Annotated in this window: 23 protein-coding genes and 3 pseudogenes; 9 read left to right on the top strand and 17 right to left on the bottom strand. The window is 62.3% G+C overall.

Features of this window, described 5'->3' with window-relative positions; genetic code table 11:
- Positions 1–110: 110 nt before the first annotated feature.
- Both AC1RCO_RS17490 and AC1RCO_RS17485 read right to left on the bottom strand, forming a co-directional pair.
- A complete protein-coding gene (locus AC1RCO_RS17490) occupies positions 111–1,721 on the bottom strand; it encodes an inorganic phosphate transporter (RefSeq protein WP_015636700.1) in 1,611 nt (536 codons plus the stop codon).
- 266 nt (positions 1,722–1,987) lie between these two features.
- Positions 1,988–3,010, bottom strand: a complete 1,023-nt coding sequence (locus AC1RCO_RS17485; RefSeq protein WP_011062801.1) for a transporter — start codon at positions 3,008–3,010, stop codon at positions 1,988–1,990.
- Between the two features lie 228 nt (positions 3,011–3,238).
- Between AC1RCO_RS17485 and AC1RCO_RS17480 the strand changes: the two are divergent.
- The 3 genes and pseudogenes from AC1RCO_RS17480 to AC1RCO_RS17470 all read left to right on the top strand — a co-directional run.
- Positions 3,239–3,976: pseudogene (locus tag AC1RCO_RS17480) on the top strand (methyl-accepting chemotaxis protein); the annotation flags it as partial.
- 54 nt (positions 3,977–4,030) lie between these two features.
- Positions 4,031–4,909 carry a methyl-accepting chemotaxis protein gene (locus AC1RCO_RS17475; protein ID WP_370059444.1) on the top strand — a complete coding sequence of 293 codons (879 nt, stop codon included), beginning with the start codon at positions 4,031–4,033 and terminating at the stop codon, positions 4,907–4,909.
- 110 nt (positions 4,910–5,019) lie between these two features.
- Complete coding sequence (locus AC1RCO_RS17470; protein WP_123431331.1) at positions 5,020–5,463, top strand: hypothetical protein; 444 nt, start codon at positions 5,020–5,022, stop codon at positions 5,461–5,463.
- Between the two features lie 71 nt (positions 5,464–5,534).
- On the opposite strand, the gene AC1RCO_RS17465 is transcribed toward AC1RCO_RS17470, so the two are convergent.
- Positions 5,535–5,852 carry a PepSY domain-containing protein gene (locus AC1RCO_RS17465; RefSeq protein ID WP_011062798.1) on the bottom strand — a complete coding sequence of 106 codons (318 nt, stop codon included), beginning with the start codon at positions 5,850–5,852 and terminating at the stop codon, positions 5,535–5,537.
- A 155-nt stretch (positions 5,853–6,007) separates the two neighbouring features.
- On the opposite strand from AC1RCO_RS17465, the gene AC1RCO_RS17460 reads away from it, so the two are divergent.
- Positions 6,008–6,919 carry a sterol desaturase family protein gene (locus tag AC1RCO_RS17460; protein WP_072442741.1) on the top strand — a complete coding sequence of 304 codons (912 nt, stop codon included), beginning with the start codon at positions 6,008–6,010 and terminating at the stop codon, positions 6,917–6,919.
- Here AC1RCO_RS17460 and AC1RCO_RS17455 read toward each other — a convergent pair.
- Both AC1RCO_RS17455 and AC1RCO_RS17450 read right to left on the bottom strand, forming a co-directional pair.
- Positions 6,897–7,577 (bottom strand): helix-turn-helix domain-containing protein, encoded by a 681-nt coding sequence (locus AC1RCO_RS17455; protein WP_072442743.1) that lies wholly within the window; start codon positions 7,575–7,577, stop codon positions 6,897–6,899. The genes AC1RCO_RS17460 and AC1RCO_RS17455 overlap by 23 nt on opposite strands.
- Positions 7,578–8,705, bottom strand: coding sequence for a glycerophosphodiester phosphodiesterase (locus AC1RCO_RS17450; RefSeq protein ID WP_492617899.1), 1,128 nt, complete (start codon positions 8,703–8,705; stop codon positions 7,578–7,580). It lies immediately after the preceding gene.
- Between the two features lie 247 nt (positions 8,706–8,952).
- Here AC1RCO_RS17450 and AC1RCO_RS17445 point away from each other — a divergent pair, with 247 nt between their 5' ends.
- The gene (locus AC1RCO_RS17445) at positions 8,953–9,288 is read left to right on the top strand and encodes a DUF2025 family protein (protein WP_011062794.1); all 336 of its coding nucleotides are present in this window, start codon (positions 8,953–8,955) and stop codon (positions 9,286–9,288) included.
- Between the two features lie 55 nt (positions 9,289–9,343).
- Here the strand turns inward: AC1RCO_RS17445 and AC1RCO_RS17440 are convergent, their stop codons facing one another.
- Together AC1RCO_RS17440 and AC1RCO_RS17435 are read right to left on the bottom strand one after the other, a co-directional pair.
- The gene (locus AC1RCO_RS17440) at positions 9,344–9,667 is read right to left on the bottom strand and encodes an antibiotic biosynthesis monooxygenase family protein (protein ID WP_065365398.1); all 324 of its coding nucleotides are present in this window, start codon (positions 9,665–9,667) and stop codon (positions 9,344–9,346) included.
- Positions 9,664–10,383 carry a CTP synthase C-terminal region-related (seleno)protein gene (locus AC1RCO_RS17435; protein ID WP_065365399.1) on the bottom strand — a complete coding sequence of 240 codons (720 nt, stop codon included), beginning with the start codon at positions 10,381–10,383 and terminating at the stop codon, positions 9,664–9,666. Before AC1RCO_RS17435 ends, AC1RCO_RS17440 begins: the two co-directional genes overlap by 4 nt.
- A gap of 88 nt (positions 10,384–10,471) precedes the next feature.
- Here AC1RCO_RS17435 and AC1RCO_RS17430 point away from each other — a divergent pair, with 88 nt between their 5' ends.
- Complete coding sequence (locus AC1RCO_RS17430; protein ID WP_011062791.1) at positions 10,472–11,350, top strand: LysR family transcriptional regulator; 879 nt, start codon at positions 10,472–10,474, stop codon at positions 11,348–11,350.
- A gap of 5 nt (positions 11,351–11,355) precedes the next feature.
- On the opposite strand, the gene AC1RCO_RS17425 is transcribed toward AC1RCO_RS17430, so the two are convergent.
- From AC1RCO_RS17425 to AC1RCO_RS17405, 5 genes and pseudogenes are all read right to left on the bottom strand, one after another.
- Positions 11,356–11,895, bottom strand: coding sequence for a DUF1003 domain-containing protein (locus AC1RCO_RS17425; RefSeq protein ID WP_041119556.1), 540 nt, complete (start codon positions 11,893–11,895; stop codon positions 11,356–11,358).
- Between the two features lie 89 nt (positions 11,896–11,984).
- Positions 11,985–12,425 (bottom strand): annotated as a pseudogene (locus tag AC1RCO_RS17420) (methyl-accepting chemotaxis protein); the annotation flags it as partial.
- Between the two features lie 105 nt (positions 12,426–12,530).
- A pseudogene (locus AC1RCO_RS17415) lies at positions 12,531–13,304 on the bottom strand (PAS domain-containing protein); the annotation flags it as partial.
- Positions 13,305–13,661: 357 nt separating this feature from the next.
- Positions 13,662–14,732, bottom strand: coding sequence for a diguanylate cyclase (locus AC1RCO_RS17410; protein WP_011062788.1), 1,071 nt, complete (start codon positions 14,730–14,732; stop codon positions 13,662–13,664).
- A gap of 183 nt (positions 14,733–14,915) precedes the next feature.
- Entirely contained in the window at positions 14,916–15,524 is a 609-nt protein-coding gene (locus AC1RCO_RS17405) for a TetR/AcrR family transcriptional regulator (protein ID WP_011062787.1), read from the bottom strand.
- Positions 15,525–15,727: 203 nt separating this feature from the next.
- Between AC1RCO_RS17405 and AC1RCO_RS17400 the strand changes: the two genes are divergently transcribed.
- Positions 15,728–16,786, top strand: a complete 1,059-nt coding sequence (locus AC1RCO_RS17400) for an MBL fold metallo-hydrolase (protein ID WP_492617898.1) — start codon at positions 15,728–15,730, stop codon at positions 16,784–16,786.
- A gap of 169 nt (positions 16,787–16,955) precedes the next feature.
- On the opposite strand, the gene AC1RCO_RS17395 is transcribed toward AC1RCO_RS17400, so the two are convergent.
- Both AC1RCO_RS17395 and AC1RCO_RS17390 read right to left on the bottom strand, forming a co-directional pair.
- Positions 16,956–17,273, bottom strand: coding sequence for an XRE family transcriptional regulator (locus AC1RCO_RS17395; protein WP_026020019.1), 318 nt, complete (start codon positions 17,271–17,273; stop codon positions 16,956–16,958).
- A 106-nt stretch (positions 17,274–17,379) separates the two neighbouring features.
- Entirely contained in the window at positions 17,380–18,171 is a 792-nt protein-coding gene (locus AC1RCO_RS17390; protein WP_492617897.1) for an AraC family transcriptional regulator, read from the bottom strand.
- 114 nt (positions 18,172–18,285) lie between these two features.
- On the opposite strand from AC1RCO_RS17390, the gene AC1RCO_RS17385 reads away from it, so the two are divergent.
- Together AC1RCO_RS17385 and AC1RCO_RS17380 are read left to right on the top strand one after the other, a co-directional pair.
- Complete coding sequence (locus tag AC1RCO_RS17385; RefSeq protein ID WP_011062783.1) at positions 18,286–19,101, top strand: sulfite exporter TauE/SafE family protein; 816 nt, start codon at positions 18,286–18,288, stop codon at positions 19,099–19,101.
- Positions 19,102–19,222: 121 nt separating this feature from the next.
- The gene (locus AC1RCO_RS17380) at positions 19,223–20,422 is read left to right on the top strand and encodes a hypothetical protein (RefSeq protein ID WP_492617896.1); all 1,200 of its coding nucleotides are present in this window, start codon (positions 19,223–19,225) and stop codon (positions 20,420–20,422) included.
- 12 nt (positions 20,423–20,434) lie between these two features.
- Here the strand turns inward: AC1RCO_RS17380 and AC1RCO_RS17375 are convergent, their stop codons facing one another.
- The 3 genes from AC1RCO_RS17375 to AC1RCO_RS17365 all read right to left on the bottom strand — a co-directional run bounded on the left by AC1RCO_RS17375 (position 20,435) and on the right by AC1RCO_RS17365 (position 23,832).
- The gene (locus tag AC1RCO_RS17375) at positions 20,435–21,415 is read right to left on the bottom strand and encodes a hypothetical protein (protein WP_492617895.1); all 981 of its coding nucleotides are present in this window, start codon (positions 21,413–21,415) and stop codon (positions 20,435–20,437) included.
- 156 nt (positions 21,416–21,571) lie between these two features.
- Positions 21,572–22,819 carry a ribonucleotide-diphosphate reductase subunit beta gene (locus tag AC1RCO_RS17370; protein ID WP_011062780.1) on the bottom strand — a complete coding sequence of 416 codons (1,248 nt, stop codon included), beginning with the start codon at positions 22,817–22,819 and terminating at the stop codon, positions 21,572–21,574.
- 749 nt (positions 22,820–23,568) lie between these two features.
- On the bottom strand, positions 23,569–23,832 hold the full coding sequence (locus tag AC1RCO_RS17365) for a DUF2790 domain-containing protein (RefSeq protein WP_011062779.1): 264 nt from the start codon (positions 23,830–23,832) through the stop codon (positions 23,569–23,571).
- Between the last annotated feature and the right edge of the window lie 365 nt (positions 23,833–24,197).

Here is a 24,197-nt window from a genome sequence, read left to right as displayed (position 1 = left end):
GGGAGCCTGAGGTTGCTGCAGGTTTGGCGAGGGATCGCCAGGCAAGGCCCCGCGGGCCTTTTCGCAGCCTCGCAGGCTCGGCAGCGGCTACAGAGGGGGAGGCACGCCCCTCAGAACAGCTGAGTGAACAACCAGTACAGGCTGCCGGACAGCAGGATCGCCGCCGGCAGGGTCAGCACCCAGGCCATGGCCAGGTTGCGGATGGTGCGCATCTGCAAGCCGCCGCCATTGGCCACCATGGTCCCGGCCACCCCCGAGGACAGCACATGGGTGGTGGACACCGGCAGGCCGAACATGTCCGCCGCGCCGATGGTCAGCATCGCCACGGTTTCCGCCGAGGCACCCTGGGCGTAGGTCAGGTGGGTCTTGCCGATCTTTTCGCCAACGGTGACCACGATGCGCTTCCAGCCCACCATGGTGCCCAGGCCAAGGGCGATGGCCACGGCGATCTTCACCCACAGCGGAATGAAGCGCGTGGCGTTGTCGATCTGTTGCTTGAACAGTTGCAGTTTGTCCCGGGTGTCCTGGTCGAAGTGGCCTACCTGATTCTTGTCCATCAGGCGGATCGCCTCGCTGGTCAGGTACATGTCGTTGCGCACGTTGCCCATGGCTTCGGCGGGCACCTTGGCCAGCGAACCGTAGCCCTTCACTTCAGTGCCGATGGCGCCGGTCAGGGCGGCCAGCGCGGGGATCAGTTCCGGTGTCGCTTCCTTGCTGCGCATGTACTCCGAGAGCACCGCGCGGGAATCGGCCGGCGCCGGTTGCGGGGCACTCTTCACCAGGGCCTGCTGGGTGACTTCGGCCACCGCGGCGAATTGCAGCGACTGGTCGGCGGGCATGGTGCGGTTCAAGGCGTAGGCCATGGGCAGGGTGCCCACCAGGATCAGCATGATCAGGCCCATGCCTTTCTGGCCGTCGTTGGAACCGTGGGCGAAGGACACGCCGGTGCAGGTCAGGATCAGCAGCCCGCGAATCCACCAGGGCGGCGGTGCGTCGCCCTTGGGTGCCTTGTACAGGGCTCGGTTCTTGACGAACAGGCGCAGGGCCAACAGCAGCAGGGCGGCGAACACGAAGCCGATCAGGGGCGAGAACAGCAGGGCGTAGCCGACCTTGGTGGCCTGGCCCCAGTCCACGCCGCTGGTGCCGTCGCGGCCATGCATCAGGGCATTGGCCACGCCGACACCGATGATCGAGCCGATCAGGGTGTGGGAAGACGAAGCCGGCAGGCCCAGCCACCAGGTGCCGAGGTTCCATAGGATGGCGGCGATCAGCAGGGCGAAGATCATCGCGAAACCGGCGGAGGAACCCACCTGCAGGATCAGTTCCACCGGCAGCAGGGCGATGATGCCGAAAGCCACCGCGCCGCTGGACAGCAGTACGCCGAGGAAGTTGAACAGGCCGGACCAGACCACCGCGAACTGCGGCGGCAGCGAGTGGGTGTAGATCACCGTGGCCACGGCGTTGGCGGTGTCATGGAAACCGTTGACGAACTCGAAGCCCAGGGCAATCAGCAACGCCACGCCCAGGAGCAGGAACGGGGTCCAGGTGGTGACCGTGGTGCCCAGCTCGTGCATGTCGTGCACCAGGCTGTAGGCGGTGAACAGCAAGCCCATGGCCAGCACCGCGAAGAAGGCGACGAGGGTGAAGGGGCCGGGCTTTTTATCCAGTTGCGGTTTGCTGTCGAGGTTGGACGAAGCGGCAGTCAGGGACGGGGTGGCCATTGCTGGACAATCCTGTGGCGAGAAGGAGTGCTGCCCATGATCGTTGCTGAATGTTACAGGGAGACTGCCTCAGGTCATGGTTTGCGCAATTGAGCCCTTGCGTTGATCAGATCGATCACGCACGACCATCCCTCCATCCCTCCATCCCTCCATCCCGCTCATCCCGCTCATCCCGCAGGAGCCGGCTTGCCGGCGAAGAGGCCCTCAAGCCAAGCACCTGCCTTGGCGGACGCCTTCGCCGGCAAGCCGGCTCCTACAAGGTGGGGTCAGTAGTCCTGGCGCTTGCGGAATGCCCAGCGCCCGGCGATCACGGTGAAGGTGGCCACCAGCGCTACCAGGATCCAGAAGCCCTCCGGGTCGCCGGAGAACGGAATGCCACCGACGTTCATGCCAAAGAAACCGGCGATGATGTTGATCGGCAACGCCAGCACCGTGACCACCGTCAGGGTGAACAGGGTGCGGTTGGTCTGTTCGTTGAGGTTGGCGGCGATCTCTTCCTGCAACAGCTTGATCCGCTCCCCCAGGGCGGTGAGGTCGTTGATGATCAGGGCGAACTCTTCGGTGGACTTGCGCAGCTCCTTGACGTCTTCCTTTTGCAACCATTGCGGCGGGCGGTTGAGCAGGCGCAGCAGCGAGCCCGGCTCCAGGGCCAGCAGCCGTTGCAGGCGCACCAGCACCCGGCGCATGGCCCCCAGTTCGGCACGGTTGGTGGAGACCCGGGCCGCCAGCAACTGGTCCTCGATCTGATCCACGCTGAGGCTGGTCCGGCGCACGATCTGGGTCAGCACTTCGCCCTGGTCCCTTAGCAGGTGCACCAGCAGTTCCAGGGGCGAGCGAAAGCGTTCTCCGGCCTTGACCGAGGAGCGCAGCTTGTCCACCGAGTGCAGCGGCTGCAGGCGGGCGCTGACGATCAGGCGGCTGCGGGCGCAGACCCAGAGGGTGGAGATGTCCGAGGAAACCATGCTGCCGAAGTTGAACACCACGTCGTTGACCACCGCCAGCAGGGCCGAATCCACCTGTTCGATGCGGGTCGAGCGCGAGCCTTCGTGCAAGGCCTCGAAGAATTCGTCGGGCAATTGCAGGTGGGACTTCATCCAGCGCTCGCACGCGGCGTGAGCCAGGTTCAGGTGCAGCCAGAGGAACTCCTCGCTGTCCTCGGGGTGTTGCAGGGCTTGCAGGGCCTTGGCCGAGTCCAGTTCGCGGCCCCGTTCGCCGGGGCGAAAGCTGAAACCGTAGAGCAGGCCGAACAGATCGGAATCACGGTGACTCTGGTCGATGCTGTGGTTCATGGAGTCTCGCAGGAGGGACAGTGCCTGGCGCGGGTTTCTCAGGTTCACTTGAGCCCCATCATGGCAAGGCTTTTTGACATTTTTGTGACGTTTTGAAGTGCATGATGGAGCCCGTCATACCGATGGTCGGCGGCACTCAAGATTGTCTTGCGCAAGCCGATCACACTCCTACGCTGCACTCATTCGACCCCTCTCGAATGCGCCTTACAGGGATGTTCGGCACTACGCATGCCTTCATCGGGCCTGCTCTATCCCTGCCATGAGATCTCCTCGATGTTTTTGCAAAAATCCCTGAGAGCGCAAATCCTTGCCCTGCTGAGCGGTAGCCTGCTGGCGATGTTGTTGATCGCCCTGGCGAGTTTTCATTTGCTGTCCGGTGGCGTGCAGAGCTACCGCGAGCTGATTGAAGGTCCGCTGCGCAGTTCGCAGTTGATCGACGAGGCCAACCTGCAGTTCAAGAGCCAGGTGCAGGAGTGGAAGAACGTATTGTTGCGGGGCAAGCAGCCCCAGGAGTTGAACAAGTACTGGCAGCAGTTCGAAGACCGCCAGCGCGATGTGCAGAGCATCCTCGGCCAGCTGGTGCAGACCCCCGGGCTGGACGCCTCCCTCAAGAGCCGGGTGCAGCGCCTGGCGGATGAGCACCGGCAGTTGGGTTCGGCCTACCAGAAGGGCCGCGATGCCTATGTGGCCGGCGGTGCCGATCCGAGTGCCGGCGATGCCGCGGTCAAGGGCGTGGACCGGGCCACCAGCGAGCAGATGAGCGAACTGGTGACCGAGCTGCGCCAGCACGGCGACCGGCAGTCCGCCGAGATCAGTGCAGCGGCCGACCGCACGGTGTGGCTGGGTATTCTGGTGATGCTGGCGTCCGGTTTGCTGATCGGCCTGCTCAGCCTGTGGCTGGTCAATCGCAGCCTGGTGCAGCCGATCCGTCAGTTGATCGACTATGTCGCCCAGCTCAGCCGCGGCCAACTGGCCCAGCGGGTGGCCAGCGAGCGTCAGGATGAACTGGGCAAGCTGGCGATGGCCGCCAACACCCTGCGGGATTTCCTGGCCCAGACCTTCGCCAGCTTGCAGCGCAGTGCCTCGGACCTGGACAGTTCCAGCGGCGAGCTCAACTCCATCGCCACCCTGATGTCCCAGGGCACCAACGAGCAGTTCAACCGCACGGACCAGGTGGCCACGGCGATGAACGAGATGTCCGCCACCGCCCAGGAAGTGGCGCGCCACGCCGCCGACGCCGCTCGTGCCGCAGACGATGCCGACCAGTCGGCGCAGCAGGGCGAACAGGTGATGCAGCAGACCATCCACAGCATCACCCAGATGCGTGGCGAGATTGCCAACACCGCCACCGTGATCCGCCGGCTGGAGGCCGACAGCGGGCGCATCGGCAAGGTCCTGGAAGTGATCCAGGGCATTGCCGAACAGACCAACCTGCTGGCCCTCAACGCGGCCATCGAAGCGGCCCGTGCCGGTGAGGCCGGGCGCGGTTTTGCCGTGGTCGCCGATGAAGTGCGCAGCCTGGCGCAGCGCACCGCGGCCTCGATCACCGAGATCAACCAGATCATCCAGAGCGTGCAGACCGGGGCCGTGGATGCGGCCCAGGCCATCGAGAGCGGCCAGTCCCGCAGCGAGCAGAGCGTGCAGCAGGTGACCGAAGCCGGGGCCATGCTCGAGCGCATCACCGAAGCGGTGGAAGCGATTCGCGACATGAACCGGCAGATCGCGACCGCCGCCGAGGAGCAGACGTCGGTGGCCGAGGACATTTCCCGCAACCTCACCGAGATCACGTCCATCGCCAGTACCAATCTGGACAACGTGCAGCGCACCGAGGCGGCGAGCCGCAATCTGCACGGCCTGTCGGGGCAGTTGAGCGAGGTCACGGCGCGCTTGAGCGCCTGAGGCCGGCCGGGGTGTATCGGCCTGCTTACCAGGCCGATACACGATCACTCTCAAGTGGCCGGGGCGGGTGTCGATGACCGGGTATCTTCACACCCGACAGGACTCACACCATGGTCAGCATCACTTCCATCGCGATCAACCAGACCCAGGTCAGCCCGAGCAAGACCCGCATCGCCGGCAGTTCGGACAGCGACACTTCAGCGACCTCCACCGCCAGTACCACTGCTGCCAGCGACGCGACCAAGGCGCCGGCCACGGGTGCTGGCGCGGCCGGCGGCAGTTCCAGCAGCGATGATTCCAGCAGCGACTCGGTCAAGCAGTTGCGCAAGCAGATCGCTGAACTGCAAAAGCAATTGCAGGAGCAACAGCAGCAGTTGCAGGCCGCGCAGAGCAAGCAGGAAAGTGCCGATGCCAAGGCCGCGCAAGTAGCGGCAGCCCAGGCTCAGGTGGCCAGCACCAGCGCTTCGTTGCAGACCGCCACCGCGGCCTTGTTCCAGGCCCTGCAGCAATCCCAGAGCAGTACTGCGGGCTCCCTGGTCAGCACCAGTGCCTGACTGATCCGCACGCCCCAACGCACAAGGCCGCGCTCCCGAAGCGGGGCGCGGCCTTGTAGGGGCGGGGGGGGTTACTTGTCTTGCTTGTTGCTCAGGACCTTGCCGGTCTTGGCATCCAGGTCCACGTCCCACTCGATGCCTTTGCTGTCGCGCAGTTCCACCTGGTAGACGTAGGCGCCAGTGGCGGTCTGCTCGAGCTCGGTGTCGGTGATGCTGGCGGCGGTGGTGCCCGGGTGCTGGGCGAGGGCGGCCTGGTTGAGTTTTTCCAGGTCCATGATGGCGCCGGACTTGAGCAGGCCGGGGATCAGGTCCGGGCGCACATCGGCCTGGGCCAGGCCAGCGGTCAGGGTCAGGGCGGCGGCTGCGAACAGGGCGGAGAACTTGGTCATGGGTTGATTCCTTGGGGTGATGGGTTTCGATGGGCACAGGTTAGCCAACGCAACTTAATTCACCCTTAATTCAGGTCACTCTTTGCGTCGTTTGTTCAAGCCGCGCCCCGGCATCGGGTCGCAAGCTGCGGTTTTCCCTACAGGAGCTGCAGCAAATGAAACGAATGCTTGCATGGTTGTACGCACCCTTGGTGTTTGCCGGGTTCATCGGCGCCGGGGTGTGGTGGATGAGTGCTGGGCCGGCGTCTGCCAGCGGGTTGTTGGGGGTGTTCGGGGCTGCGCTGGGGGTGTCGTTCCTGGCGGAATGGTGCTTGCCCTATGAGCCTGGCTGGAACCGTACCCAAGGCGACCGCCTGCGCGACAGCCTGCATGCCCTGGTCAATGAAAGCCTCAATGCGCTGGGGCTGCTGGCGTTGCCCGGGCTGGTGGCGCTGCTGGCCCATGATGGGCTCTGGCCCCAGGGCTGGCCGCTCTGGGGGCAGTTGCTGCTGGCCATCGTGATCGCTGATTGCGGCATTACCCTGGCCCACTACGCCAGTCACCGCCTGGCCTGGCTCTGGCGTTTGCATGCGGTGCATCACAGTGTGCAGCGCATGTACGGTTTCAATGGCTTGCTCAAGCATCCCCTGCACCAGTTGATCGAAGCTTCGGCCGGGCTGCTGCCGCTGGTGTTGCTGGGCATCCCGCTGCCGGTGGCGCAGTTGCTGGCCCTGGCCATTGCCGTCCAGCTGCTGTTGCAGCATTCCAATGTCGACATGCGCCTGGGGCCTTTGCGCTGGATCTTCGCCTGGGCACCGGTGCATCGCTTTCACCACATGAAGTACGGACGCGCCGGGGATGTGAACTTCGGGCTGTTCTTCAATCTCTGGGACTGGCTGCTGGGCACCGCGTTTTATCGCGATGACTATTGCATGCGCCAGGGCGACCTGGGGATTGGCAGCCGTGCCGACTACCCGGTGGATTACTGGCCGCAGTTGCTGGAGCCGTTCAAGGCCCAGCGCTATGGGGCAGAACCCGTGGTGCCCGAGCAGTTGCGCCGGCGCGTCAGACCAGCAAGCGGGGCTTGAGGTGCTTGAGGGCCTGGCTGGCGGTGACGCCGAACAGGCTCTTCAGGGTGCGGGAGAAGTGCGCGCTGTCGGCGAACCCGGCGCCGTGTGCCGCGCCAGTGTGGGTCTGGCCCTCCAGCACCAGGGCCATGGCCAGGCGCAGGCGGCGCCAGAGCACCAGGCGCCTTACCGGCAGGCCGACGTCACGGGCGAACAGACGCTCCAGCTGGCTCAGGGATACATGGGCCCGGGCCGCCAGTTGCGCGGCGGCCACCTTGCCCTCCAGGGCGGCATCCACGGCGTGCAGTGCCCGCGCTACACGTGGGTCGGCAACGGGCTGGCGCGGGCAACGGCGCAGCGCCGCTTCCAGGCCGGGCAGTGAGGGGGCGGCGCCACTGACGCATGCTTGCAGGTCTTCGACGGCGATCAGCAGCGGCTCGGCGTACACCGTGAAGGCCTGCTCGGGAGCCTGAACGATGGCGTGGCGCTGCAAGGCCGGGATCAACAGGTAATGAGCACTCTGCAGCCCGCCCGCGAGCGCCACCGTGACCGGTTGCCCGGGGGCGATGATCAGCTGATGGGCATAGTGGGCATGGGGCTCGGTTGGCCCCATCGCCCCGTGGATCAGGCCGAAATCCCGGCCCAGCCAGAGCTCGCCGTGCCAGTGCGAAACCGCCATTCAGTAACCGCTGGCGTCCAGCAATTGCGCCACGCTGGCACTGGCCGGCCGCTTGAAGTACTTGAGCAGTTCGGCACTGCGGTTGGTGAAGATGCCATCGCCCCCGGCATCCATGACCTTCTTGAAGTCCACCGGCTCGTCGATGGTGTAGACGTGCACCAGCAGGCCCTGGTCGTGGGTGTACTGGTTCATCCAGGGTTGCACCAGGTCCGAGTAGCTCTGCTCGCCACCGCCGGTCAGGGCCGCGGAAGGGCCGGTGCCGATGGCACCCTGGGCCTTGGCGAAATCCACCCAGCGCTTGAACTCGGCCTGGTCCTTGGGCTGCTGCCGGGCATAGAACGCGGCCTTGTCGGTTTCGCCGCTGCTGGCGAAGCTCTGGCCGGACGCGGGTTCGATACTACCGGGCGCGACCCAAAGCAACAGTACTTTCGGCACGTTGGGCATTGCCTGGTGCAGCAGTTCCAGGCTGTGCTTGTCGAAGGTCTGCAGTACCACCTTGCCCTTGCCCTGGCCCACCGCCAGTTCGCTTTTCGCCAGCTTGGAACCGGCCGGGCTCAGCCAGCCACGGTCCTGGAGTTTTTCCTTGAGGTCGTGCTCGATACCGGGGAACAGCTGGGGTTCCTTGGTCTCGATATACAGCCCGGGCTTGTGCTGCGCATTGCCCTGGGCGATGTCGATGATTTCATCCAGGGTGAGGATCTTCAGCCCGGCAAAGCCCGGCCGCGCCCGCTCCGGGTGGGCCTGGTTGAACCAGCTGCCGGCGTCGAGGGTTTTCAGTTCCGCCATGGTGAAGGCGTTGGCCGGGCTGTCCTTGCGTTCGGGGAATTTCTGCGCCACGTCGGTGGTGCGTTGCAGGTTGTTGTCGTGCAGGGCGAAGAGCACGCCATCCTTGCTGCGTTGCAGGTCCATTTCCAGGTAGTCGGCGCCCAGGTCCCGGGCCAGCGTGTAGGAAGCCGCGGTGGATTCGGGGGCATCGAAAGAGGCGCCGCGGTGGGCGATCACCGCTGGCTGTGGAATCCCCTGGCGAGCGGCCAGGGCGTCCGGGTCAGGCTGTTCAGAGGCCTGGGCCAGTCCGCAAGCGAGCATCAGGCCCAGCATCAGGGCACAAGGGGTGAAGGTCGCGGGCATGCTCGAAATCCTTTCGTGGGGGCGTGTGCAAGGGGATATCTTTTAACAACTCGATGACGCTTGTGCTATCTCCAGAGCGACATAAATCCCTCTCATTTGCATTTTTCAGCGCTTTTTCCCGGCGCTTTGCAGTACTCTTGGGCGCTGCAGTTTCCCCATCAGAGGGAGGCCCTGAAAACTCCGCTGTCCCTTGCCTCGCGTGTAGACCATTGATCACCTGTCCTGCGGGACTCTAGTGAGGTTTACCATGAGCATCACCTCCGAACTCATCTGTCAGGCTGCCGACCAGCTCAAGGGCTTTGTCGGCTTCAATCGCAAGACCGGTCGCTATATCGTGCGCTTCAGCGAAGACTCCTTTGGCATGGACGTGGCCGACGACGCCATAGTGCCGGCCCACGAGTTTGTCTGGGCGCCGGTGTCGGACCAGGCCATGAGCCTCAAGCGCGAGCAGATCCAGCTGCTGCTGGATCAGAACATCGACGACCGGATCAATATCAGCGAGCCGCTGCGGGTATACATGCGCCGCAGCGACTTGCCGGAAATCCAGGCGGTGCGCAGCCTGCTGTCGACCACGCAGGGCTGATGCGTGCCCCCGAGCCGTCACCCGGGCGGCTCGGGAATCCGTGCCTGAAGCGGGCTCAGCCTGGAAAGCCGTAAGCCCGTTGGACCTTGCTCACCCGGGTGCTGAACTGGCGATACCACTGTGCCCGACCGCGCTCGCGGATCGCGCTGTGTTCGGGGTGCTGCTTCCAGGCCAGGATCGCCGCTTCGCTGCTCCAGTACGACACGGTGATGCCGAAGCCGTCCTCACCTCGTGCCGATTCGACCCCGAGAAACCCCGGCTGCTGGCGCGCCAGTTCGAGCATGCGTTCGGCTGCCTGTTCATAGGCGGGGTCGGCTTCACCGCGCTGGGAACTGAAAATCACGGCGTAGTAGGGCGGTGCGGGAGCCCGGTCAGTCATGCTTGGCACTCCCGGCAGGCCGTGAGCAAGGCCCTGACCAGAGGCGGTGTGCGGTCCTGGAGGGCCGCGCGCTCGGGTTGGAACAGGGTGGCGACGAAGAACGGATGCTCGTCCAGTTCCAGGCTGCGCAGGTCGCCGGCGCTGTCATGGCCAGTGGGGAGCAAGGTGCCGCTGAGCAGGGCGCCAGCGAAGTCCGGATTGACGCCATAGCGGCAGCGATAACCTTCCTCGATGCAGGTTGTGCCGTAGGCCCTGGCGATGCGGCTGTTGGCGCGCAACTGAATCGAGTCCCGGGCTTCCACCAGGGCGCAACTCAAGGGCGTGAGCAGCACGCGCTCGGCGTCGGGCGCGGTTTCGCCGTGTTCAGCATCGGCCCAGCCCAGCACATTGCGGGCGTATTCCAGGACCGCGTGCTGAAAGCCGCCACAGGTACCGAGAAATGGCCGCTGCTGTTCACGCGCCACGCGGATCGCCAGCAGGGCACCCTCGATGTTGCGGTAGGGGCTGCCGGGGACACACCAGATACCGTGGAAGCCCTCCAGGTCATTCTCCTGGTGCAGATCGGCGGTTGCCAGCCACTGGTATTCCATTGGGCCGGCACCCTCCTGCGCTGCCCGCTCCAGGGCCAGGGGGATGGCCTGGTGCGCGGTGATCTGTGGGTCGTAATCCCCCACCAGGGCGATACGAATGGTCGGTGCTGGTACCTGTGGATGCATGGAACTCTCCGGTTGTGACCCTGAGTTGTCGATGGCCTGGGCCCACTATAAATTGGCGCCTACGCAATCAATATTGGCGTTTACCCAAATGATCATTGCACCAGCGCACTATCAGTTGGACTATCCCGATCTCTCATTGATCCTGGCCCTGGTTCGCGGCGGCTCCCTGGCGCGTGCTGCGGCCCTGCTCAAGGTCGATGTCTCGACGGTGTTTCGCGCCGTGCGCCGGCTGGAGGCCGGGCTGGGCCAGCAGTTGTTCGACAAGAGCCGCGCCGGCTACTTGCCCACCAGCCTGGCCCAGGCCCTGGCGCAGCAGGCAGAACATGCTGAACAGGCCCTGGAAGCGGCGCGTATCGGCGTGGCCCGGGGCGGCGAAGTGGTCAGCGGCACGGTACGCCTGACTTGTACCGATTCGGTGTTGCAAGGCCTGTTGCTGCCGGCCCTGGCGCAGTTCATGGCGAACTACCCGGCACTGGTCATCGAGCTGTGCACGTCCAATGATTTCGCCAATCTCAACCGGCGTGATGCGGATATTGCCGTGCGCCTGACCGCCAGGCCTCCAGAGCACCTGGTGGGGCGCTGCCTGGGGGCGGTGTCCTACCGGGTATGCGCCAGCCCGGCCTATCGGCAACGGGTCGACTGCACTGATCTGTCGCGGCTGGCCTGGATCGCCCCGGACGATTTCCTGCCCGATCACCCCACCGTGGTCTGGCGTCGCCAGCAATGGCCCGGCGTACAGCCCAGTTACCGCTGCAACAGCATGCTTTCGGTTACCGAGCTGGTGCGCGCTGGCCTGGGCGTGGCCGCGCTGCCGGATTTCCTGGTGGGCAGCGCCGGGCTGGAAGCGTTGAGTGAACCCCTGGGCCAGGAAACCGCCCTGTGGCTGCTGACCCGCCCGGACTGTCGGGCCTTGCGTTCGGTGGTGACACTGTTCGACGAGTTGGCGCGGCACCTGCGCTGGCCCTGAGGCCTTCAGGCCTTGGGTTGATCCTTGCGCACGAAATGCTCATGCATCTCACTGGTGAGATTCTCGATGCGCTCGGTCAGTTGCTTGGTCATTTCGGTCAGGCGGGTGTTCTGTTCCAGCAGCTCCATCAGTTGCGTGGTGGTCTGTGCGGCCTGGGCCTGGCGTTCGCTGTTGGCAACGGCCAGGGCTTCGCGGTGCTGCGCATCGGCATCCGCCTGGGCCTTGTCCCGCGCGGCCTGGCGGGTCTGTGCGAGGAGAATCAGCGGGGCGGCATAGGCCGATTGCAGGCTGAAGGCCAGGTTCAGCAGGATGAAGGGATAGACGTCGAAATGGGTGACGCCGGTCAGGTTCAGGGCCACCCAGACCAGCACCACCAGGGTTTGTGCGCCGAGGAAGGTCGGGGTGCCGAAGAACCGGGCGAAGGCTTCGGCCTTCAAGGCGAAGTTATCGGTGCCGAAGGTCGGCGCCAGGTGGGCATGGGCGCGATGAAAGCGCAGGTGGTCGATGACCGGAGTGGGTTTCTTCGGGGTGTCGCTGGAACTCATGATGGCCTCCGCCAGGCACTGGGACGTCAGGCCACTATAGCCTCCCGGGCCAGGCCCGACGTCGCTCTCGACGCCGGGAAAGCCTGCCCTCAGGGGGCGCCGCGTTCGTTGGCGAACATGCTCACGGCCTCTACCGCCTCGCTGGCACCGTCGCGAATCTGCAGGATCACCGTGCCCGCCTGATCCGCCAGTTGCACGCCCTTGGCCGCCCGCTCCCGGGTACCGTCCATGCTCTTGATGGCTTGCTGCGTTTCGTTCTGGATCATATCGATCATGCTGGAGATTTCCGCCGTCGAGCCGCTGGTGCGCGCCGCCAATTGCCGGACTTCATCGGCCACCACGGCAAAACCACGGCCCTGGTCCCCGGCCCTGGCCGCTTCGATGGCGGCGTTCAGAGCCAGCAGGTTGGTCTGGTCGGCAATGGCGCGGATGGTGTTGACGATGGCGGTGATCTGCTCGGAGCGTTCGCCCAGGCGCGCGATCAGCGATGAAGATCCCTCGATGTTCTCGGCGATCTGGCGCATTTCGCTGGCGGCTTGCTGGATCACTCCGGTGCCTTGTTCGGCGACTTTTCGGGTCTGCACCGAGATGTGATAAGCCTGGCTCGCGCTCTGGGCATCCTGTTCGTGTTTTTCCACCTGCTGGGTGACGTCGGCGGCGTACTTGACCACTTTGCACAGGCGCCCGCTGGCGTCGTAGACCGGGTTGTAGTTGGCTTCCAGCCACAGCGTACGTCCGTGCCTGTCGATCCGCTCGAACTGACCGTTGAAGAACTCACCCCGGTTCAGGCGGTTCCAGAAGTCCTGGTAGGCGCTGCTGTTGATCAGCTCGGGTTTGCAGAACATGCGGTGATGTTTGCCCTTGATCTCGGCCAGGCTGTAGCCCATGCGGCTGAGGAAATTGCTGTTGGCACCGATGATGCTGCCGTCGAGGTTGAACTCGATCACCGCCATGGCCCGGTCGATGGCGTCCAGCTTGTTTCGTGCCTCCACCTCTTCCTGCACTCGGGCGGTGACATCCAGGGCGTACTTGACCACTTTGTACACTGCACCGGATGCGTCGCGGATGGGGTTGTAGCTGGCTTCCAGCCACAGGCTCTGGCCGTTGCTGGCCACCCGTTCGAAGGTGCCGGATTCGAACTGGCCGCTTCTGAGGCGGTTCCACAATTGCTGGTAGTCGCTGCTGCGAACGTACTCCGGGGTGCAGAACAGGCGGTGCGGCTGGCCTGTCACCTGGTCTTCGCGATAGCCCAGGGTCTGGAGAAAGTTGGCGTTGGCTCGCAGGACGTTGCCCTGCAGGTCGAATTCGATCACCGCCATGGAGCGATCGATGGCTTCCAGCAGTCGGGATTGTTCGGCGATGGTTTGCTGCAGGGAATCGATGGTCTTGTTGTGGCGGTTGAATAGCATGGTAGCTGGTGCTCTGTGGGAGAAACGTCGCGTCGATCCCTATTGAGTTCGCCGGTATGCCGAATGCTCCCCAGCGTTCGGCATTATCTGCTCAATGCCAGCGTTCCATGACTGACAGATAAATTCGCAGCGATGACGCGGGCGACGTTGCTGGCGTGCATCGTTGGCCGCATCAAGAGGAGACGTAGTGGCTGCGAATCGATTTAGTTGGATTGATGGGCTACGGCATTTGTCCCCGAATGGAGGTCCTGTGCGGTAGCGAAGTGGCGGCATTATGATGGCAATTGCCGGGATAAATCCAAATAAAGTTGTACAAAAATGTTTTTTACTTCCTTTTTGTATAAGTTTTTTGGGTTTTTATGCCATTTGTGTTTGCCGGGAATGAGCCTCGTCGTCATTGCTGGCAATTCGATTGCGGCCACTGTTTTTCGCCAGGTACAGGGCCTTGTCGGCGGCGTTGAGCCAACTTGAAGGGTCCTGGAATTCGCGGTCGAAGGCGGCCAGGCCGATGCTCAGGCTGACTTTCAGTTCAGCCACTTGCGGATGCCGGTACTGGCTGAAGACCTGGCGCAGGCGCTCCATGACCTCCAGTGCCTGCTGGCGGTCCATGCGCGGCAGGATCACGCAGAACTCGTCACCGCCGTAGCGGCCGGCGAGGTCGTCGTGACGCAGGTTGCGCCGCAGTTCGTTGCTCAGATGGCGCAGCACCGTATCGCCGATGATGTGTCCGTAGGTGTCGTTGATCGCCTTGAAGTGGTCGATGTCGATCAGGGCGATGCTGGCATCGATCTGTTGCTGCTGGCATTTGTGGAACTTGATATGCAGCAGGTCTTTCCAGGAGCCGTGGTTGAGCAGACCGGTGAGGCTGTCGGTGCGGCTCAGGGCGCTCAGGGCGCGCTTGTGCTCGGACAGCTTGATCGCCAGCCGGTAGCAGACCATGCCCACGGCCAGCGGATAGAGCGTGAGCATCGGCAGGCAGGCATAGATCTGCAGCGGGCTGATCCGGGTATTGAAGCTGGCGCCGAACAGCGACCAGGACAACAGGACCCCGATGCCCTGGGCCAGAGCGCCACGGATGAACAGACGCACCCCCCCGGCGGCCACATTGTTCATGGCCATCATCGACAGGATGGTGACGGCGGGCAGGGGATTGAACTGCATGGTGGCAGCCCAGAAACCGCCCAGCATCGAGTCGTACAGCAGGTTGCGACGTTCTGCCTGGTAGGGAAAGGCAGAACGGGTGGAGAGTTGATAGGCCAGGTGAGGCCAGAGCAGGCCGTGGAACAGGAGCAGGGCCCAGATCCAACCGGGCAGTGCAAGGGGGTAGAGGGTGGCGAATACACTGATACCGCCGATACCCAGGCCGATGATCCTTGGCCGATAGATGCGCCGGGCAAATGACAGCCCCTTGCCGCGTTGGTTTTCCATAAATTCCTGCACCAGGTTCTGTACTGAAACACCTTGTGGTGTTTTTTCGGCTTAGCCGTTTATCGGATCAGTCTGGTGAATATTGTCATTTATTCCAGTGAGAATAATCAGTGTCCTTCCAAGCCATTTCACAGTGGTGGCGACCGCCGGCTGCGGTTCGGTGGGCATAAGTGCCCCGGGAACTCAGGCCTGGTAGTGGCCCAGGAACATGTCCAGCGCCGACTCGACGACCTGATTTTGCATGCCTGTTGCCAGTGGCGCCTGGCCCATGGTGATCTGCGGCCAGAAGGCGAAGCTCTTGAGCAGGCCGTGCATCTGGGTCGCGGCGAATTCCGGGTCTACCGGCTTGAGGCGACCGTCGGCCAGGGCGCCGCGAATCCACAGGGTCAGGCCTTCTTCCCGTTCGCCAAGCCGCGCCACCATGTTCTGCGCCCGTTCCGGCGAGTGAATGGCTGCGGCGATGGCCACCCGGGCCAGATCGAGAAAGTTGTCGTCCGCCAGCAGTTGCAGCTTGGCCCGCACGACCTTTTCCAACTGCTCGCGCAGGGGCAGGTCGCTGCGGTAGATGATTTCCGATTGCGCGCTGATGCTGGCCCAGAGCTGGTGCAGGATCTCGGCGAACAGTTCCTCCTTGCTGGGGAAGTGGTTGTACACCGTGCGCTTGGACACCCCAGCCGTAGCGGCAATCTTGTCCATGCTGGTGATCTCGAAACCGCTGGTGCGAAATTCACTGATCGCCGCCTGGACGATGGCACTGCGTTTGAGGTCGGTGAGGCGCTTCGGGGCTGTCATAAGTTGGGTTCGGTCAGGGTGGTCGGTAAAAACACTCGGCAGTCTACTTCGTCTGTTTCCTGTTGCAATGTAGAAACTACACTGTGTAGTGTAGTTCATCTTCGAAACGATGATTGGCGGCTGATGCTTGCGTGCCTTGGCCAGTAGATCGTCCCGCAATACCACGTCGCAACCTTGCTGCGTTCCATGGAGTCATTTCAATCATGGCCACTGTCTCGTCAAGTATCACCCGTGCTCCCCGCGAGGAAACCTCGCGCCAGGAGCAGGGGGCTTTTCGCAACCATGCGCCGGTGCGTCGTGCCGGCTTTGGCAAGACCCTGCAGATCTTCTGGAACATGTTGTTCCACAAGCCGCGCAATACCCGCCCGGCCGGAGCCATTCCGGTGCAGCCGCTGATCCGCGAGCAGTTGCTGGCGGCGCCCGATCACAGCGTCTACCGCCTGGGGCATTCCACCGTGCTGCTGAAGATGCGCGGCAAGTTCTGGATCACCGATCCGGTGTTTGCCGAGCGCGCGTCACCCGTGCAATGGGCCGGGCCGAAGCGCTTTCACCAGCCGCCGATCAGCCTGGAGCAATTGCCCGATATCGAGGCGGTGATCCTGTCTCATGATCATTACGATCACCTTGATCACAAGACCGTGCTGGTCCTGGCGGACAAGACTCGGCATTTCCTCACCCCGCTGGGGGTGGGCGATACCCTGATCAAGTGGGGCGTGCCTGCGGCCAAGGTCCGGCAACTGGATTGGTGGCAGGGCTGTGAGGTCGCTGGCGTCCGTTTCGTTGCCACCCCATCGCAGCACTTTTCCGGGCGTGGTCTGTTCGATGGCAACCGGACCTTGTGGGCCTCCTGGGTGATGATCGATGGCCCCACGCGGATCTTCTTCAGCGGCGATACCGGTTATTTCGACGGTTTCAAGCGTATCGGCCAGCAGTACGGCCCATTCGACCTGACACTGATGGAAACAGGGGCCTACAACGTCGAATGGCCCCATGTGCACATGCAGCCCGAGCAGACTCTGCAGGCCCACATCGACCTGCAAGGTCGTTGGCTGCTACCGATCCACAACGGCACCTTCGACCTGGCGATGCACGCCTGGCACGAACCCTTCGACCGCATCCTGGCCCTGGCCTGGGAGCGCAGTACCAACATCACCACGCCGCAAATGGGCGAAGCCTTCAACCTGGCGCAGCCGCAGCGGGGAGCCGCCTGGTGGCTGGAGGTGGAAGGTGCACTGGAGCAGGCGGGCGTCGAATCCGCCTGACCCAGGCCTTCTTCGCCCGGGCGGCGGGTTATGAGGATGGTGACCATGGCATCCGCCGTTTGCGGCACCATGAGGCCCGGATCAAAACCCTGGCCTGCCCGCCGGTTCGTCCGGGCTCGACCCCTCTGCCGGTACCGGCCTTGTGCGAGCACTTGCCCAGGCGGCTGGATCATTCGATCAGGGCGTAGTCGGGCCGCTCCATCGGGTTGGGAGTGGCTCCCTTGATGTTCATGCCGCGGCCAGGGGTGAAGCCCGGGAAGAACACCAGGCCCTGGGCCTCAAGGCAGAACGCCAGGGCCAGGCGGGTTACGTCACGGACCTCGTAGCCCGCTTCGAAGCGCTGGATGGCTTGCACCGAGACCGCGGACTCGCGGGACAGCTGATCCATGTCCCAGCCCAGCATGTCCCGGGCCTGGGCACAGTGTTGCGGGGTGAATTGATAGAGAGCGATACGTTCCAGGGTGATTTTCATCGCGAGAGAGGCCATGGTTTTCTCCGGGAGGTTAGGCAGTGCGTTGGCTTTATACTGGATATTTGTACAGTTGTTTTGCGTCCGGATCAAACTCAATTTCTGCCACTGCGCCAGCCTTTGGTCACAAGGCTTTTCCAGGGGCTGGATGCTCTTGATTTAGGTAGGTGCTGGGGGATTGCCCCAGCACCCGACGGAACATGGTGGAGAACGCGCCAGGGCTGTCATAGCCCAGGTCCAGGGCGATTCGGGTTACCGGCTCCGCGGCCGCCAGCCGGGCCAGGGCCTGGATCACGCAGGCCCGTTGCCGCCACTGCACGAAGCTCATATCGGTCTCCTGGCGAAACCAGCGATTGAAGGTACGCAGGCTGACATGCAGTCGGTCTGCCCAGTGCAGGGGGGATTGATGGACATCGGGCCGGGCGAGAAAAGCCCGGCACAGCTCCAGCAGTGGGCCGCCGGCCGGCAAGGGAATGTGCAGCGGCAGGCCAGGGCAACGCTGGATTTCGTGCAGCAGCAGGTTGATCAGCAGCCCGTCGCGCCCGTCCAGGTCGTATTCCAGGGGCATGTCCACTGCTTCCAGCAGTAGCTGGCGCAGCAGTGGCGAGATGCCGATGACCCGGCAGCCGCTGCTGTCCAGTGGCGCCGCGGCCGGCTCGATATACAGGCTGCGAGTGCTGACCCCAAGCATCAGCACCTCATGTTCCACCCCCGGTGGAATCCACACCGCACGCTGCGGTGGCACCACCCAGTTGCCCTGATCGGTACTGACCTGCATCACTCCGGTGGCGCCATAGAGCAGTTGCGCCCGCCGATGCCGATGGCGCGGCAGGCGTTGCCCGTCTGGGTAGTCGGTGCCAATGGCGAGCACGGTACGCGGGGTCTGATCCAGTTGGTCGATGGAGATATTGCGCATGCCGACACAGTCCTGTATTTGGCGTAAACGCAAACATTATTGGCCAATTTGCTGAAGCCGGCCAAGCGCTGGGGTTCTATCTTCCAGGGCGTCTACCTGAATGGAAACGCCTTGATGTTCTATCTACTGTTGGCACTTTTTGGTTGCATGACGGGCATCAGCGCCGTGCTGTTCGGCTTTGGTGGCGGGTTTGTGGTGGTGCCGCTGCTGTACTGGATGTTGCTCGGCAGCCAGGGCGCCGATTCGGCGGTGGGGCAGGCGGCGATGCATGTCGCGGTAGCCACTTCGACCTGCGTGATGATCGTCAACGCCTTGGTTGCCACCGGCAGGCACCAGCGCGCAGGCAATCTTGTCCGCCGCTATCTGTGGCCCCTGGGTGGCTATATCGGGCTGGGGGCGATAGTTGGCGCGGCGGGGGCTATGTGGGTGAGTGGCGAGGTGATCCGCTATGCCTTTATTGCCTACCTGGGCCTGACCATTGCCGACTGCCTGCTGCGCCGGGGGTTTCTTGAACAGTCGGTAGGGCAGAAAACCCGTGACCTGGGATCAGGCGAAACGCTCTTTGGCGGTGTAGGAATAGGCGTCATTGCTACCTTCCTCGGAGTGGGCGGCAGTGTCATGACTGTTCCCCTGCTACGTCGCTGCGGCCTGAGCATGACCCAGGCCACCTCCATGGCCAATCCGCTGAGTGTCCCCGTGGCGCTGGCGGGTACTGCGACCTATATGGCGCTGGCAGGCTATAGCCGCTTCGATCTGGGGCCCTGGTTTGTCGGTTATGTCGACCTGCTGGCGTTTTTTGTCCTCACCCTCGGTTCGTTGCTGGGTATTCGTCTGGCCGCGCCCTGGATCGGCAGGATCCCTGACCGGGTACATGCGAGGGTTTACATCGGTCTGTTGTTTCTGGTGCTGCTGAGCATGTGCCTGAAGTGATAGAAGCGTCACGCTTGGCCGCTCGATTGTCCTGGGGCGCCGGTCCATAATTGCTCGTCGCTTACCACAGGCCCAGGCGCTGCTGACGACGCTGGCGGCCTTTTCATGCAAGGGAGTTTCCATGTTCAACGGATTGATGCGCCAGACCCTCGGTGCCCTGTTGCTGTGTATCTACCTTCAGGGTCTGCAGGCCTCGCCCTCTCGACAGGTTCTCAGCGGCACTCTGGGCAAGATGCCGATTGTGCTGGAAATCAATACCGGCGATCCCAAGGACGTCACAGGGCGATATTTCTATCAGAAGTATCACCATGATCTGGCACTCAACGGCACGCTTGTCGGGCAGGCGCTGGAGCTGCGGGAGGGAGGAGGCCGCCCTGACGATGAGCAGGCGGCCCTGCCCACCTTCAAGTTGCAGCAAACTGCCGATGGCTGGCAGGGACAGTGGCAGGATTCCAAGGGCAAGACTCTCGATGTGCAGTTGTCCACGGCCAAGGCTGAGGCGCCCAAGCCGGATGCGTTGCCCTATCTGGCGCAGCTTTATCCGAATGACCTGTACGAATACCTGCGCCTGCAGGGCCTGGCCCTCAAGCAGGGCAAGCAGCAGAGCTTCATGGGTTACACCCTGCAATGGTGGAGCGAGCCAGGGTCGAAGCTGTCGATGTTCAAGGTGGTCGGCGGTTACCCGGAAGCTCAGCAACAGCGTCTCAATCAGTTGTTGATGGAGCGTCTGTGGCGCGAGGTGAGCGCCTACCACGAGTGCCTGCTGGGAGCCGGCTCCCAGGAGGGCGAATTCATGCAGACGGTAAAACCACAGTTCTTCTCACCGGCGGTACTGAGCGTGAATATCTCCACCAGCTATTCCTGCGGCGGTGCTCACCCGGACTTTGGCGATTCCCCCATGAATATCGACGTGAACAGTGGCCACCCGTTGTCACTGTCCGATGTGCTCTGGGTGGGGCAAGGCAAACCGCTATTGCACAGCGACCGCAATGGCAAAGGAGACACTCGTCTCACCGAAGCTGAGCGCACAGGCCTCTACGAATACAACCAGGAAAAACTGGCACCGTGGCTGGTCCAGCAGTTTCGCGCCTTGTACCCCGGCAAGATGCGCGAGCCGACCGACCCCGACGAGGGCTGCAACTACAGCGACGAGAGCGTCTGGGGCGATAACAGTTGGTACTTCACTCCCAAGGGGCTGTTCCTCAAGGCCTACTTTCCTCGGGTAGCGCGGGCCTGTGACGGGCCTGAGTGGTCGGTGCTGCCGTATGCGGTGGTCAGGAAGCACCCCGGGGCCGTCGCTCTGGAGCTGCCCAAGCATTGAAACCGAAGGAGGTTATTTTGCCTCCAGCCCCGGCGCCTCGCGGATCACGAAGTGATCCAGGTTCTCGATATTGGCGCTGAAGACCCCGAAGGTCGACTCGGGGTCTTTCTTGCTCGGCACCTGCTTGAGTGCCGGCGTCACGCCATAGAAGAAACAGTACAGCTCCCGCTGGCTGTCGGCGGCGCCCTTGATCTCCTCGAGGAAGGCTTTGCGCTTGCGGTAGCTGTCGATCAGCTTCTTGCTCAGGTAGATATTGACCGAGTAGGGCTTCTTCTTGGTTTCGCCCTCGGCCTTGAACCAGACTTTCTGCTCGAAATCGATGCGAAAGCTTTGGGTGTAATCCTTGATCTCCTTGATCTTGCCCCAGTAGATAAGCCCCTTGTTGTCCAGCAGGTACTCGATCTTCTTGAAGAACGAGGCGTAGCTGGCCGTGTGTTCGCCGACCTTCAGCGGCATGCGCTTGAGCAGTTCCTTGTCGTCGATGTTCGACACAAAGCACTCCACCGGGTGGGCGAAGACGCTGGTCTTGTCCGGGGTAGTGTCGCGCCCGGGATGGGGCTTGTGCGAACTGGCCTTAGCGGCTGGCGGAGTGTCCTGTGGGGCATCCACTGCCGCTTGCGGGCTGGCCGGCTTGCGCACGTATTCACGGCGGCTTAAGAGCAGCTCCGAGGGGAAATGCTCCTCGCGTTCCTCTTCGGTCGCGGTGCCTTCCACGCTACCGGCGCTTTTGCTGACCCCATAAGGGCATCCTTCCATATGAAGCGTGGCGGGCAGGTTCTTGAAATGCGGCGTGCGGATGTAGTTGACGTTCTTGGCGTTGAAAGTGCCCAGTTGATTAGTGCTATCGAACGCTGCGCGGCATTCATCGTTGGGGCACTGGAAACTTTCCCTGGCCGAATCGAAGACCAGGGTTTCATCGAAATTCAGATCACGCACGTCATAGATCGACAACTTGTCGTCGAGGCTGATGCAGTACGCGGTATCGAATTTCATGGGCGCTTTGATCCTTAAGCGGAAGAGGGTTCTTTATAGCGGCAGGTCATGCAGCCTGCACGTACTTTGATGAACCAGTCCCTGTGTAGATTGGTGCGGCCAATAAAAAAGCCCTGACCAGGTCAGGGCTTCTTGTTTGTGTCATTGATCCGGGAATCAATCCCAGCTCAAGGCGCCGCCAGTCTGATACTCGATCACGCGGGTCTCGAAGAAGTTCTTCTCTTTCTTCAAGTCCATGATCTCGCTCATCCATGGGAACGGGTTGGTGGTACCTGGGTACTCTTCCTTCAGGCCGATCTGCGACAGGCGACGGTTGGCGATGAACTTGAGGTAGTCCTCCATCATCGCGGCGTTCATGCCCAGTACACCGCGCGGCATGGTGTCGCGAGCGTATTCGATCTCCAGTTGGGTGCCCTGGAGGATCATCTGGGTCGCTTCTTCCTTCATCTCGGCATCCCACAGGTGCGGGTTTTCGATCTTGATCTGGTTGATCACGTCGATGCCGAAGTTCAGGTGCATGGATTCGTCGCGCAGGATGTACTGGAACTGCTCGGCGACACCGGTCATTTTGTTGCGACGGCCCATGGACAGGATCTGGGTGAAGCCGCAATAGAAGAAGATGCCTTCCAGAACGCAGTAGTAGGCGATCAGGTTGCGCAGCAGTTCCTTGTCGGTGTCGACGGTGCCGGTTTCGAACTTCGGATCGGAGATCGAACGGGTGTACTTCAGGCCCCAGGCGGCTTTCTTCGCGACCGATGGAATCTCGTGGTACATGTTGAAGATCTCGCCTTCATCCATGGCCAGCGATTCGATGCAGTACTGGTAGGCGTGGGTGTGGATCGCCTCTTCGAACGCCTGGCGCAGGATGTACTGGCGGCATTCCGGGTTGGTGATCAGGCGGTACACGGCCAGTACCAGGTTGTTGGCAACCAGGGAGTCGGCGGTGGAGAAGAAGCCCAGGTTGCGCATGACGATGCGGCGCTCGTCGTCGGTCAGGCCTTCCGGGTTTTTCCACAGGGCGATGTCGGCGGTCATGTTGACCTCTTGCGGCATCCAGTGGTTGGCGCAGCCGTCGAGGTACTTCTGCCAGGCCCAGTCATACTTGAACGGCACCAGCTGGTTGAGGTCGGCGCGGCAGTTGATCATGCGCTTCTCGTCAACCGCGACACGGGCGGAAGAACCTTCCAGTTCAGCCAGGCCTTCGGCGATGTCGAGCTGATCCAGAGACGCCTTGGCGCGGGCAACGGCAGCGGAGTCGCTGGCGGTCACGGCGCGGGCTTCAAGAGCGGCGGCACCACCGGCGCTGTCGAGGCGGTCCATGTTGGCTTCAGTAGCGTGGCCGGCGTTGGCGCCTTTGACCGCAACTTCACCTTCTTCTTTGTCGAATTCGTCCCAGCTCAGCATGACGTGTCGTCTCCTGCTCGAGGGCCAGATGCCCGTGTGAAAACAAAAGGGGTGGTTTTTCACACGGCACGCTGGCCGCGTTAAATCATTGGAAATCGTTTGTTGCAGCAGTGAACGCAGGCAATAAACAGAAATACGTGTCCGGGTGCCTGGTGACCGCTGTCGGGCGGAGCTTGGCGTACCAGCTCCTGCGCAGGATTCAGCAGGTCGTTTTCATCCGGTAAGGGAATGTTGCAGGCCCGTTTTGAGGACGCATTATAAGGATATTTTCGGGGGCGTGGGGCGACCGATGGGCGCAGGCGAGCCCGAGAAGGGGGGGGACTTGGAGCAGAGCGCGGGTTTACAAGGCTTTGGCGGTTGAAGATTTTTTTTCACGCTTGAAAAAAATAGCTGGAAATGGCCAAAAAATAGCCAATTTTACTAGATGTTGTGTTTTTGCAAGCCTTTTTGAGGTTTTGAACACAACTCGAATCGCTCGGTCTTGCCTTGGGAAATCTCCTGGAGCAGGTCTTCAGGGGGTGGCCGGATTTCCTCCGTCGAAGCCGTCGCTGGAGTTGCTCGCAAGGTCGTGGCGGTGCCATGAGGAGGCCATCAACCTCAGGAGGAAAGGTGCGTGCGATTGCCGGGCTCGCACGTCGTCAGGCTGAGGCCTTTTACTGCCCATGGGTGGGTAGTCACCAGGCATCTGTGCCGCAAGAGGGATTTCTTGCGGCCGGCAGTCATCAAGGTATGTGCAATGAACTTTGCTATTAGCCGTTAGAGCAACCGTTGCCCATTACGCGATATTGAAGAATATGCCGCTGGCCGTGGGAGTCTTCATATTCCATGCGCGCTGGTACAACTTCGCATACTTCTGGAACTTCGCTCATGGAGATAACTTTGGCGATATCCAGATCAGTCGAGTAAGTGTATTCCTCTACCGGTACTTGCTGGTTGGCGACATCAGTCGGGATCTCATCAGCCATCGCGGTTACGCACAGACTGCTGAGGGCCAGAACTAATAAAGCTTTCATTTGCGTTTTACCTTTCTAAGGTCGTGTGAGGTCACGCAGCCTTTATGGGGCTGCGTGTGGAACTTGAGTAGAAGTTTGATTAACTGCCTTCGTGGGGGCTGCAACTTGGTTAATCAGATTGCCTGTTGGGCGAGGCAGATTTTAGGCGCGGGGGCCGCAGTCATATAGGCGTACTTTTGATAAACACCTTTGACAGTTTTTGTAACAATCGCCGAAAAAGGGCTGTTTGGCAGCTGACTGGAACTTTTTTGGGTAGGGTGGATATCGCTGTAAGGCGCATTCTTGAAGGGGTTTGGCAAATGAAGGGGTATTTCGCAGGGGGTTGTTACTACCATCGTCGAATGGTTCTATAGACGCCCCCCGGC

The organism is Pseudomonas sp. GW823-FHT03E05 (assembly GCF_058796855.1).
This window is presented reverse-complemented; position numbering and strand designations above follow the sequence as displayed.